Genomic DNA, 15,232 nt, shown 5'->3' on the forward strand with positions numbered 1-15,232 from the left:
GGATCCCGACATGTCCGATTCGGTGAGTGACTGTACGGAGCGCCGCTCCGCCGTCACCGAGGCCGAGGTGGAGGCGCTGGTCCGAGGCATCTGCTTCAAGACCGGACCGCCTCGTACCCTCGGTGTCGAAGTGGAATGGCTCGTCCACGAGCTGCGGCAGCCGCAGCTCCCGGCATCACCAGAACGACTCCGAGCGGCGTACGCCGCACTGCGGACCCTGCCCCTGCGTTCGGCGCTCACCGTCGAACCCGGCGGACAGCTGGAGCTGAGCTCCCTTCCCGCCGCCTCCCTGATGGAGTGCATCGGGTCCGTCTCGGCCGACCTCGACGCGGTACGCGCGGTATTGCGCGAGGCGGATCTCGGCCTCAGCGGGTACGGCCACGATCCCTGGAACCCCCCGAGCCGCTTTCTCCATGAGCCGCGCTACGACGCCATGGAGCAGTACCTCGACCGGGCCGGCCCGGAGGGGCGGGCCATGATGTGCTCCTCCGCCTCCGTCCAGGTGTGCCTGGACGCCGGATACGAGGAGCCCGGCCCACTGGGGCACGGGCGCCGCTGGTGGCTGGCGCACCAGCTGGGCGCGGTCCTGGTGGCCGCGTTCGCGAACTCGCCGGTGGCCGGTGGCCGGTACACGGGCTGGCGCTCCACGCGGCAGTCCCTGTGGGCGGCCATGGACCCGGGACGGTCCGCCGCACCCCCGCTGGGCGGCGATCCGCGCGCCGCCTGGGCCCGGCACGTCCTGGACGCGCCGGTGATGTGCGTCCGAGCGCCGGACGGCCCCTGGCAGGTACCGGAGGGCCTGACGTTCCGGGCGTGGACCAGGTCCGAGACACCGCCCGACCGGGCGGATCTCGACTACCACCTGACGACGCTGTTCCCGCCGGTCCGCCCGCGCGGCCATCTGGAACTGCGCATGATCGACGCGCAGCCCGGCGACGACGGGTGGATCGTGCCGCTGGCGGTGACGGCGGCACTGTTCGACGACCCGGAGGCCGCGGAGGTCGCCTACCGGACGGTCAAACCCCTCGCGGAACGCGCCGAGGCGCGGCCCGCTCCGTGCAACCCGCTGTGGAACGACGCCGCACGGTACGGCCTGACCGACCCCGAGTTGCGTGAGGCCGCCGTCACCTGTTTCGCGGCCGCCGCCGAGGCGTTGCCGCGCCTGGGCGCCACCGCCGAGGTGCGGGAGGCCGTCGCGGAGTTCACGGACAGCTATGTGGCCCAGGGCCGCTGCCCCGCCGACGATCTGCTGAACCGCTTCCACAGCCGATTCCATCGTCGGACCCATGATCAGGCCGATGGCGATCAGGGCCATGATTAGGCCGACGGTCACCACGGCCGGTCCCACGGTCAGCTCGACGGGAAGGACATCCGCACATGACCGCCCCCTCAACACCCACGGATCCGGAGTCACTCCGGGAGCGCGCGCTCGACGCGCTGACCACGGCCCGCGACCGCACCGCGCTCCTGACCTCCTGCGTGGAGGAGCCCGAACTGACCGCGCAGCACTCGCCGTTGATGTCCCCACTGGTCTGGGACCTGGCACACATCGGCAACCAGGAGGAGCTGTGGCTGCTGCGCGCGGTCGCCGGGCGGGACGCGATGCGGCCCGAGATAGACGGGCTGTACGACGCGTTCGAGCATCCGCGCGCCGAGCGGCCCTCGCTGCCGTTGCTGCCGCCCGCCGAGGCCCGTCAGTACGCCTCCGAGGTACGCGGACGGGCGCTGGACGTCCTGGAGAGCACCGCGTTCCGGGGCACGCCGCTGACCGAGGCGGGTTTCGCGTTCGGGATGATCGCCCAGCATGAACAGCAGCACGACGAGACGATGCTGATCACCCATCAGCTTCGCAGGGGACCCGCCGCCCTCACGGCGCCGGACCCCGCTGCCGGGCCGCCGTTCACGGGACCCGCCGAAGTCCTGGTCCCCGGCGGCCCGTTCACGATGGGCACGTCCACCGAGCCGTGGGCCCTGGACAACGAGCGCCCTGCCCACCGACGCGAGGTCCCGCCCTTCTTCATCGACACCACTCCGGTGACGAACGCCGCCCACCAGACCTTCATCGAGGACGGCGGCTACGACACCGAACGCTGGTGGAGCCCGGCGGGCTGGTCCCACATCCGCTCGCACCGCATCGAGGCGCCGCTGTTCTGGCGCCGCGAGGGCGGACAGTGGCTGCGGCGTCACTTCGGCGTCACCGAGGTCGTACCGCCCGACGAACCCGTGCTGCACGTCAGCTGGTACGAGGCCGACGCGTACGCCCGCTGGGCGGGGCGCCGGCTGCCCACCGAGGCCGAGTGGGAGAAGGCGGCCCGCCACGACCCGGCGGCCGACCGCTCCACGCGCTACCCGTGGGGCGACGCCGACCCCACCCCCGAGCACGCCAACCTCGGCCAGCGCCATCTGCGTCCGGCCCCGGCGGGCAGCTATCCGGCGGGGGCGTCACCGCTCGGCGTACGGCAGTTGATCGGTGACGTGTGGGAGTGGACGTCGAGCGACCTGCACCCCTATCCCGGGTTCGCGGCGTTCCCGTACAAGGAGTACTCGGAGGTGTTCTTCGGTCCGGAGTACAAGGTGCTGCGCGGTGGCTCGTTCGCCGTGGACCAGGTGGCCTGCCGGGGGACGTTCCGCAACTGGGACTACCCGATCCGGCGGCAGATCTTCTCCGGGTTCCGCACGGCCCGCGACGGGAACGCCTGATGTGCCGTCACCTGGCCTATCTGGGCCCGCCGGAACCGCTCGGGCGACTCCTCGTGGAACCGCCGCACAGTCTGTTCCGGCAGTCGTGGGCGCCGCGCCGGCAGCGGCACGGGACGGTCAACGCCGATGGCTTCGGCGTGGGTTGGTACGCCGAAGGGGATCCGGTGCCCGCGCGCTACCGGCGCCCCGGGCCGATCTGGGGCGACCAGTCCTTCGCGGACCTGGCCCGGGTCGTCAGGAGCACGGCGCTGCTCGGCGCCGTACGGGACGCCACCGTGGCGGGAGCTGACGGGGAGGCCGCGGCGGCGCCGTTCGCCGCGGACCGCTGGCTGTTCAGCCACAACGGCGCCGTACGGGGCTGGCCGGGTTCCCTCGCCCCGCTGGTGACAAGCGTGCCTCCGGCCGAACTGCTGTCCCTGGAGGCCCGCTGCGACTCCGCGCTCGTCTGGGCGCTGCTCCTGCACCGGCTGCGCTCCGGTGACAACGAGGGCCAGGCGCTGGCCGACACCGTCCTGGAGGTCGCCGAGGCGGCCCCCGGATCCCGGCTCAACCTGCTGCTCACAAGTGGCGACACGATCACCGCGACGGCCTGGGGCGACACCCTCTGGTACCTCGCCGAGCCCGGCCGCCGCACCGTCGTGGCGTCCGAGCCGTACGACGACGACCCCCACTGGCAGGAGGTACCGGACCGCACGCTGCTCGCGGCGAGCCGCACCGACGTCCTGCTCACCCCGCTCAAGGACCCGCACGCGCAGGAAGGCGCGCACGACCCCTTGGCATCCGCACGCACCAAGGAGCCCAGCACGTGAGCCCGTTCCTTCTCACCCGCACCCTGCCCGAGGACGCCACGGACGCCGCGCTGCGCGCCGACGTCCTGCACGGCCTCACCCACACCCCCAAGACCCTGCCGCCGAAGTGGTTCTACGACGCTCATGGCAGCGAGCTGTTCGACCAGATCACCGAACTGCCCGAGTACTACCCCACCCGGGCGGAGCGCGAGATCCTCATCGCCCGGGCCCCCGAGATCGCCGCGACGACCGGTGCGCGCACCCTCGTCGAGCTGGGGTCCGGTTCGTCCGAGAAGACCCGCCATCTGCTCGACGCGCTGCCGGGACTGCACACGTACGTGCCGGTCGACGTCAGCGAGAGCGCCCTCACCCAGGCCGGGCAGGCGCTGATCGCCGAGCATCCGGGGCTCGGCGTGCACGCGCTGATCGCCGACTTCACGGGCGGCCTCGCGCTGCCGGGAACGCCGGGGCCGCGGCTGGTGGCGTTCCTCGGTGGCACCATCGGCAATCTGCTGCCCGCCGAGCGGGAGACGTTCCTGGCGTCCGTACGGGCGCTGCTCTCCCCCGGCGACACGCTGCTGCTCGGTACTGACCTCGTCAAGGACGAGTCGGTGCTGGTCGCCGCGTACGACGACGCGGCGGGGGTGACGGCGGAGTTCAACAAGAACGTGCTGCACGTCGTCAACCGCGAGCTCGGCGCCGATTTCGACCCCGACGCGTTCGCCCATGTCGCCCTCTGGGACGACAAGCGCGAGTGGATCGAGATGCGGCTGCGGTCACTGACCGAACAGACGGTGAAGATCCCCGCGCTCGACCTCGCGGTCGAATTCGCCGACGGCGAGGAACTGCGCACCGAGATCTCGGCGAAGTTCCGCGAGGAGGGGGTACGTCGCGAACTCGCCGCCGCCGGTCTCGATCTGGCCCACTGGTGGACGGACCAGGAGGGCCGTTTCGCCCTGTCGCTGAGCGTGGTCCGCTGACACCGGCCCGGGTGGCCCGCCTCAACGGTGGGCCACCCGGGTGAGGGCCTTCCGGCCTGGTGTGGATGACCAGTTGACGGTGCTTTCTCGGCCGCCGGGCTGACGGCCTCGCCGCCGTTCGCCAGGTCGAGCGCGAGGAGGTCGTGGACGGCCGGGCCCGCGAGGTCCACGCCCTCGCCGAGGCCGGCCGCTCCGCGCCGGCCGCCGGGACGGAGCGGCTGCGCGCCGTCGTCGCCGAGGCGGAGCGCCGGATGGCCGTCCGCCGCGCCCCCGCCATCCGCCCGAGGGGGCCCTGGCATGACGGAGCCGCGCCCGTCGCGCGTCCTGCGCTGGACGCCGCGCTTCCACCCGGCCGGCTACCGCGCCGAGCACGAGGCCGAGCTGACCGCGATCTGCACCCGGGCGACGCGGGACGCCGGCCCGCTCGGCAGGCCGCGCGAGGCGCTCGACGTCGCCGGCCACGGCCCGCGGCGGCGCACCGGCCCGAGTTCCCACCGGACTGCCGGTCAGGTCGTGGGGCAGGCGGCCCCGCCGACCGTCGCCGTCGCGACGGCCGACGGCGTGGTGAACCCGGCTTCTGCCGGGATCTCACACAAGCGCACCCGGCCCTACCGGCCGTAGACCCATGGCAAGGTCGAATGCTTCAACCCGACCCTGCTCGACTACACCCTGCTCGACTCATGGGCTCACGCCCGCCCCTGCCGCTCGGAGCAGGAACGACACGTCCCCAACCTCACAGGGCCATACACCTGGGTCACCCACGGTGCCCCGACATCTCGCGCGCCGCCGCACCGTGAGGCACCGTGGAGTGACGCGTGGCGCACCCGCCACGGCGGAGAGGAGCACCCGCATGTCCGACCACACGTATCGGGTCACCGAGATCGTCGGCACCTCCCACGAGGGCGTCGACCAGGCCATTCGCAACGGGATCTCCCGGGCCTCGCAGACCCTGCGCAACCTGGACTGGTTCGAGATCACCCAGGTCAGGGGGCAGATCGTGGACGGGGAGGTCGAGTACTACCAGGTCGGTCTGAAGGTCGGTTTCCGCCTGGAGGACGGCGCCTGAGTCCCGGGGTCATCTGAAGCCCGGGAGGCCCCTGGTCGCCCTGACCCGCGTGCGATGCCCCACAACGGTGGCGCCACCGCACGCCGAAGCCCCGGCCCACTCCACCCCGCTCCGCCCGCCCACCGTAAGGCAGCTTCTGAGCGCCCCTTCGATTCCCCCGGCGGACCCCTAGGTCCGTCCCTCGCGCTCCTGCGCGTCCTTCAGTGCCGCGGACGCCGTGGCCCAGCGGGCCCGGACGACCCGGAAGCCGGACCGTTCCGCCTCGTCGCAGACGAGTTCGTCGTCGTCGACCAGGACGTGGATCTCGCGCTCGCGCGCGAGTCGGCGCAGGACGTCCAGTTTGGTGTGGCGGGCGGGCCTGCGGTCGTCGTTGCGTCGCATCCAGACGCGCCCCTCGGGCAGCCCCTGCGCGGCCAGCCACTCGACGGTGTCACGGCGGCAGCGCTCGGGACGGCCGGTCAGATAGACCACCTCGCACTCCTCCGTGCTGCGCAACGCCAGGGCCACCCCCTCCGCGAGCGGCGGATCCTGCGGCGCGGCCGCGAAGAACGCGTCCCAGTCCCGCGGCTTGCGCTCCAGGAACCGCTGCCGGTGCGCGCTGTCCGCGAGCGTGCCGTCGAGGTCGAACACGGCGAGCGGTCTGCTGGTCTTCTCCCTGGTCTTCTCCGTCACGCGGACCACCCTAAACAGGGCCGCCGACACCCGGCACACCACAGCCGCCGCCCGCCCCTGTGAACCCGTGGCCCTCTCACGCCAACTTCCTTCACCACAAGCACTATTCACATCACCCAGCAAGCCCTTACCGTGATGCCTCGCACTGCATGTTGCACAGCATGTCGCACAACATTCGGTATTTCGAACGAGAATGGGGCGGTGAAGGGACACCACCGCCCGGTTCTTCGGCATGCGGAGGTCTTCGTGAACCCCCCACTCGACAGACGTCACTTCCTCGCCGTCACCGGCACGTCCACGGCCGCTCTGACCCTGGCCGCGGCCGGTGGCGGCACGGCCCACGCCTCGACCGGGACCAACACCTCGGGCGCCCCGGTTGCCCACGACGCCGCCACACCCGTCGAGCCGTTCCCCCTCGGCTCGGTGACCCTCCTGGACAGCGCCTTCCGGGCCAACCAGCAGCGCAACTCCGCCTATCTGCGCTTCGTGGACATCGACCGGCTGCTCCACACCTTCCGTACGAACGTCGGCCTGCCCAGCACCGCCCAGCCGTGCGGTGGCTGGGAGGGCCCGAGCGTCGAGTTGCGCGGCCATTCGACCGGCCATCTGCTCTCCGGGCTCGCCCTCGCCTACGCCAACACCGGGGAGCGGGCCCTGCGCGACAAGGGTCACCGGCTCGTCGCGGCGCTCGCAGAGTGCCAGGCCGCCTCCCCCGCCGCCGGCTTCGGCGCGGGCTATCTGTCCGCGTTCCCGGAGAACTTCTTCGACCGCCTCGAAGCCGGGACCGGTGTATGGGCGCCGTACTACACGATCCACAAGATCATGGCCGGGCTGGTCGAGCAGCACCGGCTGACCGGCAGCGGACAGGCCCTCGACGTCGCGCTGCGCCAGGCCGAGTGGGTCGACCGGCGCACCGAGCCGTTGTCGTACGAGCAGATGCAGCGAGTGCTGGAGACGGAGTTCGGCGGCATGAACGACGTGCTCGCCGATCTGCACGCCCTCACCGGCGACGCCAAGTGGCTCGCTGTCGCCGAACGCTTCACGCACGCCCGCGTCTTCGACCCGCTGGCCAGGAACGAGGACAAGCTAGCGGGGCTGCACGCCAACACCCAGATCCCCAAGATGGTCGGCGCCCTGCGCCTGTGGGAGGAGGGTCTGCCCGACCGCTACCGCACGATCGCCGAGAACTTCTGGCAGATCGTCACCGACCACCACACCTACGTGATCGGCGGGAACAGCAACGGCGAGGGTTTTCACGAACCGGACGTCATCGCGGGCCAGTTGTCCAACAACACCTGCGAGAACTGCAACAGCTACAACATGCTGAAGCTGACCCGCCTGCTGCACTTCCGCACACCCCGGCGCACCGATCTGCTCGACTACTACGAGCGCACCCTGTTCAACCAGATGCTCGGTGAGCAGGACCCTGACTCGACGCACGGCTTCAACATCTACTACACGGGCCTGGGCCCCGGCGCCGTCAAGCAACAGCCGTCCTTCATGGGCACCGACCCGGACGCGTACTCGACCGACTACGACAACTTCTCCTGCGACCACGGCACCGGCATGGAGACGCAGGCGAAGTTCGTCGACACGGTCTACTCGCACGACCGGCACCGGCTGCTGGTGAACCTTTTCATACCGTCGCAGGTCAACTGGCGGGACCGGAACATCACTTGGCGGCAGACCAACTCCTTCCCCGACCGGTCGTCGACCGTGCTGACCGTCACCGCCGGACGGGCCGCGCACCAGTTACTCGTCCGCATCCCGTCCTGGGCCGCGGACGCCCGCGCGACGCTCAACGGCCGCGCCCTGCCCGACCGTCCTGAGCCCGGCAGCTGGCTGACCCTCGACCGGGAGTGGCGCGCTGGGGACCGGGTCGAGGTGTCGCTGCCCATGCGCACGGTCATCGAGCCCACGCCCGACGACCCCGACGTACAGGCGGTACTGCACGGCCCGGTGGTCCTGGCAGGGGCGTACGGGGACCGGGCGACGCCGTGGCTGCCGCGCCTGGACACCGGATCCGTACGGCAGGAGTCGCAGGAGCCGCTGCGGTTCACCGCCCGCGCCGACGGCGAGGACGTCTCACTGCTGCCGATCTCCCGGGTGCACCACCAGCACTACTCCGTGTACTGGCAGACCGGTGAACCGCCGCCCCCACCACCGGAGTTCGCCGCCTGGCACCGTTTCGACGAGACCTCCGGGAGCACGGCCGCCGACGCCACAGGGAACGGGAAGGCGGCCCAGCTCGTCGGCGGTGCCGCCTGGACGGCGGCCGGCGCCGACGGTGGCGCGGTGGCGCTCGACGGCACGGACGGGTACGTACGCCTGGCCGACGACCTCCTCGCGGGCGCCACCGTCTACACACTGGCCACCTGGGTGCGGCTGGACGGCCAACCCGGCGTCTGGAGCCGGGTGTTCGACCTCGGCACCGGCGTCACGGCCAACATGTTCCTCACCCCGCTCAGCGGCGACGGCACCCTCCGCTACGCCATCACCGCCGGGGGCGCGGGCGCCGAGCAACGCATCGACGCCGCGCCGCTGCCCACCGACCGCTGGGTGCATGTGGCGGTGACGTACGGCGGCGGGACCGCCGTCCTGTACGTGGACGGGCAGGAGGTCGGGCGGAACGCCCAGGTCACGGTGGACCCACGTTACTTCGGCAACCACATCCGTGCCGGGTACCTCGGCCGATCGCAGTACGCCGACCCCTTCTTCAGGGGTGCGGTCGACGACTTCCGTGTGTACGGCAAGACCCTCACGGCCGAGGAAGTCGCCGCCCTGGCCCAGGCCTAGGCGACGCCGCCTCGACGTGTGCGCAGGACGGGTGAGGACGCGGAGCCGCCGCGCCCTCACCCGGATCAACAGAAACAAGGAGAGCCGCAAAAGTGATCACCCCCGACCGGAACGCGTCCTCGACGCCGCTCGACCCGTCCCGCCGCAGTCTGCTGCGCGCGATGGTCGCGATACCCGCGACCGCACTCGTGCTGGGCGAACTGCCCGGCCTGCTCGGCTCGGCCGCCGCGGCAGCCCCCGCCCACGGCTCGGCCACCCGCTACACCATCGTGCCGTTCCTCAACAGCGACGACGGCACCGTGAACGTGTACCAGTCGGACGACGCCACCGACTTCCGGCTCGTCAAGTCCTCCGCCTACACCCCGCCCAGCAACCGCATCCGCGACGCCAGCGTGTTCAAGCACACCGACGGCTACTACTACATCACCTACACCACACACACCTGGCAGGACGTCAGCACCACCATCGGCTTCGCCCGCAGCTCCGACCGGGCCAACTGGACCTTCCTGTACGACTACACGGTCCCGATCACCGGTCTGTCCCGCGCATGGGCGCCCGAGTGGTTCGTCGACAGCGACGGCAGCGTGAACGTCATTGTGTCGTGCTCGACCACCGACGACGAGTGGATCTTCACGCCGTATGTGATGAAGGCCGCCAACTCCGCGCTCACCGCCTGGAGTTCACCCGCGCCTCTGTCCGGCATCGGCGCCAACCACATCGACACGTTCATCGTGAAGATCGGCTCCACCTACCACGCGTTCCCGAAGAACGAGACGACGAAGTACATCGAGTACGCCACCGCCTCCAGCCTGACCGGGCCGTACACCATCAGCCGCACCGGCGACTGGGCCGGCTGGGGCGGCACCCGTGAGGGCCCCTCGGTGATCCAGCTCGACAACGGCGCCTGGCGGATCTTCTTCGACGGCTACGGCGACGGCAGTTACTACTACAGCGACAGCTACGACACCTTCGCGACCTGGACCGCCCCGAAGAAGCTGCCGGGCATCTCCGGAACGGCCCGCCACTTCACCGTGATCAAGGAGACGGTGTCCGGCGGTGTCGACCTGGCCACGGGCGTGACCCGTTCCTTCCGGTCGGGCAACTACTCCACCCGCTCCTGGCAGGAACAGTCCGCACTGCTCAACCTGCCCGTGGTCAGCAGCGCCAGCACCACCGCCGAGAAGCAGGCGTCCACCTTCACCGTGGTGCCGGGCCTCGCCGACGCGAACGCCTACTCCTTCCGGGACGCGGCCGGCAACTACCTGCGCCACTGGGACTTCCGGGCCCGCTTCGACGCGGCCGACGGTACGTCGACGTTCGCCAAGGACGCCACGTTCGTCCTCCGCACCGGCACCCCCGACGGCGCCGTCCGCTTCGAGTCGTACAACTATCCGGGCTACTACCTGCGCCACTACAACTACCAGCTCCGTGTGGACGTGTCGGACGGCACCGACCTCTTCCGCCAGGACAGCTCCTTCGTACCCGTGACGGCCTGGGCATGAGCGCCGAAGCCGCAGCCTCATCAGCATCCACAGCCATATCCATATCCACATCCACAGCCTCAGCCGAAAGAAAGAGGGAGATGAATCTGATGAGCGACAGCCCCGGCCCCCTTCAGCCGTCCCGCCGCACCGTACTGGGGGCGATGGCCGCCCTCACCGCCTCCTTCGCGGTCGGCGCCCCGTCCGCCCGCGCCGCGACCGGGTCCGCGTACGTGATGGGTTACTTCACCGAGTCCCCGAACGGCCTCGGTGACGACTACGGCCTCCACCTCGCCGTCAGCACCGACTCGCTCCAGTGGATGCCGCTGAACCAGAACAACCCGGTCGTGACCCCGACCGGGGGCACCGGCGGCCTGCGCGACCCGTTCATCCTGCGCAAGCAGGACGGCACGTTCGTCGTGCTCGCCACCGACCTCAAGGGCACCGACTGGAGCCTGCAGAGCCAGTACATTCATGTCTGGGACTCCGCCGACCTGCGCTCCTTCACCGGCTACCGGCGGCTGAAGCTGCACGACATGGCCACCCACAGCTGGGCTCCGGAGGCGTACTGGGACGCGGGACGCGGCCAGTACGGGATCATCTACTCGGCCGTCAACTCCACGGGCCACAACGTCATCATGGTGAACTACACCACCGACTTCGTGACCGCGTCGACGGCGCAGGTCTTCTTCGACCCCGGCTACGACATCATCGACGGCGACCTGGCCGTGGGCGTCGGCGGGGTCAACTACCTCTACTTCAAGAAGGACCAGACGCTGGTCGGCGCCAAGTCGACCTCCCTGGACCCGGGCAGCTTCACCGTGTTCAGCACACCCGTCGCGCACGGCGGCACCGAGGCCCCGATCCTCGTGAAGTCCCAGACGTCGAGCACCTGGTACCTCTGGGGGGACACCTACACCCCCAACGGTGTCTTCTACGCCTGGCAGACCGGCGACCTGGCCACGGGCACCTGGACCGCGGTCGACCAGCGGCTCTACACCCAGCCGGTCAACTCCAAGCACGGCACCATCCAGCCGATCACCACCACCGAGTACGACAACCTCGTGGCGGCGTACGGCAAGCCGGGCTGGAACCGCATCAAGTCCTACAACTACCCGGACCGTTACGTCCGCCACGCCAACTACGTCGGCCGGATCGACGCCTACCCGTTCGACCCGTACACCGACGCGGAGTGGAAGCTCGTGCCGGGGCTCGCCGACAGCTCCGGGGTGTCCTTCCAGTCCGTCAGCTATCCCACGCGTTATCTGAGGCACTACAACTACCAGCTGCAACTGGACGTCAACGACAGCACGACGACGTTCGCGCAGGACGCCACGTTCTACCGGACCGCGGGCCTGGCCGACACCTCCTGGTCATCTTTCCGCTCCTTCAACTATCCGGACCGTCACATCCGCCACGCAAACTACGTCCTGCGCATCGATCCCATCTCCACCAGCACCGAAAAGGCCGACGCCACGTTCTCGGTCGGCTACTGACGCCCCGTCATCCCTCGTATCCAGTCCCCAGGAGACACCCCCATGTCACCTCTCCGAAGAGTCCTCGCCACCCTGGCCGCGGCAGCCGCGGCCCTCGGCGGACTCACGGCGACCGCGCCCGCCGCGGCGGCCGCCGACTCGGGCACCTTCAACGTGCTCAGCTACAACGTCGCCGGACTCCCCGAGAGCCTCTCCAGCGCCTCGACCCCGCGCGACACCAGCACCACGGCGATAGGCCAGCGGCTCGGCCCGTACGACATCGTCCACGTGGAGGAGGACTTCAACTACCACGCCTATCTCTACGCGGGCGACACCACGCACGCCTACCGCACACCCACCAGCGGTGGCGCCGGGATCGGCAGCGGGCTCAACACCCTGTCGAAGATCTCCTACGACACCGACGACTTCGAGCGGGTGCACTGGAACTCCTGCCAGATCGACTCGGGCGACTGCCTGACCCCCAAGGGCTTCACGTTCATGCGGGAGCGGCTGGCCGAAGGCGTCTACGTCGACTTCTACAACCTGCACACCAACGCGGGCACGAACGACGGCGACCTGGCCTCGCGGGCGGACAACCTCAACCAGCTCACGGCCTTCATCCAGAGCCACTCCAAGGGCAACGCCGTGGTCGTCATGGGTGACACCAACACCCGCTACACGCGCACCGGCGACACGATCGCCGAGTTCGGCGCGGCCAACGGCCTGACCGACGCCTGGGTCAAGCTCATCCGGGGCGGCACCCCGCCCGCCAAGGGCAGCGACGCGCTGGTCTGCGACCAGACCGGCGCCACCGTGCCCAACACCTGCGAGGTCGTCGACAAGATCCTGTACCGCGGCAGCAAGCTGGTCACGCTCAACGCCACGAGCTACAACAACGAGCACGCGAGCTTCCTGACCTCGGACGGGCTGATGCTCTCCGACCACGACCCGATCACCGCCAAGTTCGCCTGGTCGCGCAACACCGCCTTCCAGCTGAGCGACCAGTTCGGCGGCCCGCACGGCGACTACTTCAACGACATCGACAGCGTGCCGGCCGGGGCCAGGGCGACCGCCCTCACCCTGCGCAGCGGCTCGCGCGTCGACCAGATGGGCCTGACGCTGAGCAATGGCACGACGCTGGCCCACGGCGGCACGGGCGGCACCGCGTCGTCGCTCACACTCGGCAGCGGCGAGTACGTCACCTCGGCGCAGCTGTGCCAGGGCGTGAAGGACGGCAACACCCGGATCTTCTACGCCAAGTTCACCACCAACCTCGGCAACAGCCTGGCCGGCGGTACGACGACCTCGGACTGCGTGACCCGCACGGCGCCGTCGGGCTGGCAGATCGCCGGGTTCCACGGCCGCACGGGCGACGAGGCCGACAAGATCGGCTTCATCTACACCCAGCGCTGACCGGACACGACCGAGCCCGTGGCCCCTGGTGTGCGCACACCAGGGGCCACGGGCTCACTTGCTCACTTGCTCACTTGCTGGTCACGAGGCTCGGCTCACTCACGAGGAAAGCCACTCGGTGGCGTTCAGGGCGAGGGCGGCGTTGGTGGCGCCGGTGTCGTTCCAGCCGTCGTACAGGGTGTTGCCGGACTGGCCGGTGCCGTCGTCGATCGGCGAACTGTCGCCCCAGAAGGCGACCTTGCCGCTACCGAAGGTACTGGTGGCGAAGAAGGCCCCGGTGTTGCCCGAGTAACCGGAGCGGTACAGAAGGCCCTTGACCGCCGAGTTGTCGGCGGGCTTCAGCGTGGCCGTCGTACCGTTGGCGATGAGGCTCTTGGTGACGGTGCCGAACGAGCCGTGCAGGACGGCGTTGGTGCTGTCGCTGATCGCCGCGGGATAGCCCGAGCTGATGTTCAGCGAGTCGATGGAGAAGCCGAACGGGTCGGTGGAGTCGACGCTGTTGTTGGTCATCAGGTCGTTGAGGATCTTCACCGCGTCGTAGCCGTCGTTGTTGCGGTCGGCCCCGGTGTGGTCGGAGATCATGAACAGGCCGCCGCCGTTCTTCACGAACGTCATGATCGCGGTCTTCTCGGCCGTGGTGAAGAGCGTGTTGGGCTCGGGCAGCACCAGCGTGTCGAAGTTCGACAGGTCGGTGGCCGAGGTACCGCCGTACGTCAGCTTGGAGCCCGAAGGCAGCGTGTCCAGGCTGTAGTCGCCGGTCTTCTGCAGCGCCACGCCCCACGAGGAGAGCGCGCCGGTCCAGTCGGTCTCGGAGGACGGCGAGGAGTCCTCGCTCAGCGGGTTCGGCTGGCTGGTGGAGATGATCCAGTCGGCGTTGCCCGCCGTCTCGGCGTGGCCGTTGTCGAACAGGACGCGATGGGTGGTGGCCGCGTGCGCGGGGGCGGCAGTGGTCGTCTGGAGCGCGGCTCCCGTGAGCAGCACGCCGAGCGCGGTGAGCGCGACGGCGAGTCTGTGGCGGGGCCTGGTGGGGGTGAGCATCCGGCGTTCCTCCATGGGTGGGGGCGGGGGAAGAGGCGGTGCGGGGCGCCGATCTGCGCGCGTAGAACGGCCGTTGAACGGCTGCCGTCCGACACAACGGTGGACAGTACCGACATGATCAAGGCCGTCGGCAGACCCTGCCGCGACTTATCATCAACCTCTTACCTTGCGCCACAACCGGCATGGGATGCAGGCCAGTTGACGGCTCGCGCGGTGGTCGACCGCGACAGGTGGCCGCCGATCCGTCAGGACGCGTCGACCAGCCAGGGCCTGACCTGCCTGCGCGCCTCGTGCAGCCGGGACTTGAGCGTGCCGAGCGGAATGCCGACACGCTCGGCGACCTCGGCGTACTCCAGCTGGCAGATGTCCCGGTAGACCAACGGCGCGACCAGATGCGGGTGTTCGCGATCCAGGCGCTCCAACGCCTCCAGGAGGTCGATGCGGGACCCGGCGATCACGCTCGTGGTGCGTGGGTCGACGTGCTGCGAGGCGTCGATGACGTCAGGCTGCTCGGCGGCCCGCCGCTTCAGCTCGCGGTATTTCTGACGGGCGCAGTTGGCGACGACCGTATAGAGCCAGGTGCCGAACCGGCTGCGCCCCTCGAATGAGGTGATCTTCCGCGCCACCTGGAGGAGGACGTCCTGCGCAGCCTCCTCGGCGTCCTCGCGGCAGGGCAGGAAGCGCCCGCAGCGCCGCACGACCTCCGGCCGGATCCCCTGGAGCAGCAGGTCAAGGGCTGCCGGATCACCCGAGGCCGCGCGCAGCGCGAGCTCCTCGGTCGCCGCCGCGTCCTGCACTGGGTGCTCCCCTCGGTGTCGATCAG

Annotated in this window: 13 protein-coding genes; 10 read left to right on the forward strand and 3 right to left on the reverse strand. The window is 70.1% G+C overall.

The genetic code is table 11. From position 1 onward, the window contains the following. Positions 1-10: 10 nt before the first annotated feature. From egtA to ACZ7M2_RS23590, 6 genes are all read left to right on the forward strand, one after another. Positions 11-1,321 carry an ergothioneine biosynthesis glutamate--cysteine ligase EgtA gene (gene egtA, locus ACZ7M2_RS23565; RefSeq protein ID WP_471596908.1) on the forward strand — a complete coding sequence of 437 codons (1,311 nt, stop codon included), beginning with the start codon at positions 11-13 and terminating at the stop codon, positions 1,319-1,321. A gap of 56 nt (positions 1,322-1,377) precedes the next feature. After that, positions 1,378-2,700, forward strand: a complete 1,323-nt coding sequence (egtB, locus tag ACZ7M2_RS23570) for an ergothioneine biosynthesis protein EgtB (RefSeq protein ID WP_471596909.1) — start codon at positions 1,378-1,380, stop codon at positions 2,698-2,700. After that, positions 2,700-3,509, forward strand: a complete 810-nt coding sequence (gene egtC / locus ACZ7M2_RS23575; RefSeq protein ID WP_471596910.1) for an ergothioneine biosynthesis protein EgtC — start codon at positions 2,700-2,702, stop codon at positions 3,507-3,509. Before egtB ends, egtC begins: the two co-directional genes overlap by 1 nt. After that, the gene (gene egtD / locus ACZ7M2_RS23580; protein WP_471596911.1) at positions 3,506-4,468 is read left to right on the forward strand and encodes an L-histidine N(alpha)-methyltransferase; all 963 of its coding nucleotides are present in this window, start codon (positions 3,506-3,508) and stop codon (positions 4,466-4,468) included. The genes egtC and egtD overlap by 4 nt, the downstream gene beginning before the upstream one ends. Before the next feature lie 297 nt (positions 4,469-4,765). Beyond that, a complete protein-coding gene (locus ACZ7M2_RS23585; protein ID WP_471596912.1) occupies positions 4,766-5,089 on the forward strand; it encodes a hypothetical protein in 324 nt (107 codons plus the stop codon). Between the two features lie 229 nt (positions 5,090-5,318). Next, a complete protein-coding gene (locus ACZ7M2_RS23590) occupies positions 5,319-5,534 on the forward strand; it encodes a dodecin (RefSeq protein ID WP_352047419.1) in 216 nt (71 codons plus the stop codon). A 168-nt stretch (positions 5,535-5,702) separates the two neighbouring features. Here ACZ7M2_RS23590 and ACZ7M2_RS23595 read toward each other — a convergent pair whose 3' ends face one another. Next, complete coding sequence (locus ACZ7M2_RS23595; RefSeq protein WP_471596913.1) at positions 5,703-6,206, reverse strand: phosphatase domain-containing protein; 504 nt, start codon at positions 6,204-6,206, stop codon at positions 5,703-5,705. Positions 6,207-6,452: 246 nt separating this feature from the next. Between ACZ7M2_RS23595 and ACZ7M2_RS23600 the strand changes: the two genes are divergently transcribed. The 4 genes from ACZ7M2_RS23600 to ACZ7M2_RS23615 all read left to right on the forward strand — a co-directional run bounded on the left by ACZ7M2_RS23600 (position 6,453) and on the right by ACZ7M2_RS23615 (position 13,371). Next, a complete protein-coding gene (locus ACZ7M2_RS23600; RefSeq protein ID WP_471596914.1) occupies positions 6,453-9,002 on the forward strand; it encodes a beta-L-arabinofuranosidase domain-containing protein in 2,550 nt (849 codons plus the stop codon). A 161-nt stretch (positions 9,003-9,163) separates the two neighbouring features. After that, on the forward strand, positions 9,164-10,504 hold the full coding sequence (locus ACZ7M2_RS23605; RefSeq protein ID WP_471597022.1) for a glycoside hydrolase family 43 protein: 1,341 nt from the start codon (positions 9,164-9,166) through the stop codon (positions 10,502-10,504). 89 nt (positions 10,505-10,593) lie between these two features. Then, positions 10,594-11,979: a glycoside hydrolase family 43 protein gene (locus tag ACZ7M2_RS23610; protein ID WP_471596915.1), complete on the forward strand. Its 1,386-nt coding sequence runs from the start codon at positions 10,594-10,596 to the stop codon at positions 11,977-11,979. Between the two features lie 42 nt (positions 11,980-12,021). Further along, entirely contained in the window at positions 12,022-13,371 is a 1,350-nt protein-coding gene (locus ACZ7M2_RS23615) for a jacalin-like lectin (protein WP_471596916.1), read from the forward strand. 99 nt (positions 13,372-13,470) lie between these two features. Here ACZ7M2_RS23615 and ACZ7M2_RS23620 read toward each other — a convergent pair whose 3' ends face one another. Then, complete coding sequence (locus tag ACZ7M2_RS23620; protein ID WP_143610137.1) at positions 13,471-14,409, reverse strand: hydrolase; 939 nt, start codon at positions 14,407-14,409, stop codon at positions 13,471-13,473. Positions 14,410-14,654: 245 nt separating this feature from the next. Then, entirely contained in the window at positions 14,655-15,206 is a 552-nt protein-coding gene (locus ACZ7M2_RS23625) for an RNA polymerase sigma factor (RefSeq protein ID WP_471596917.1), read from the reverse strand. Positions 15,207-15,232 lie beyond the last annotated feature (26 nt).

It is taken from the genome of Streptomyces sp. NPDC111507 (assembly GCF_055638955.1).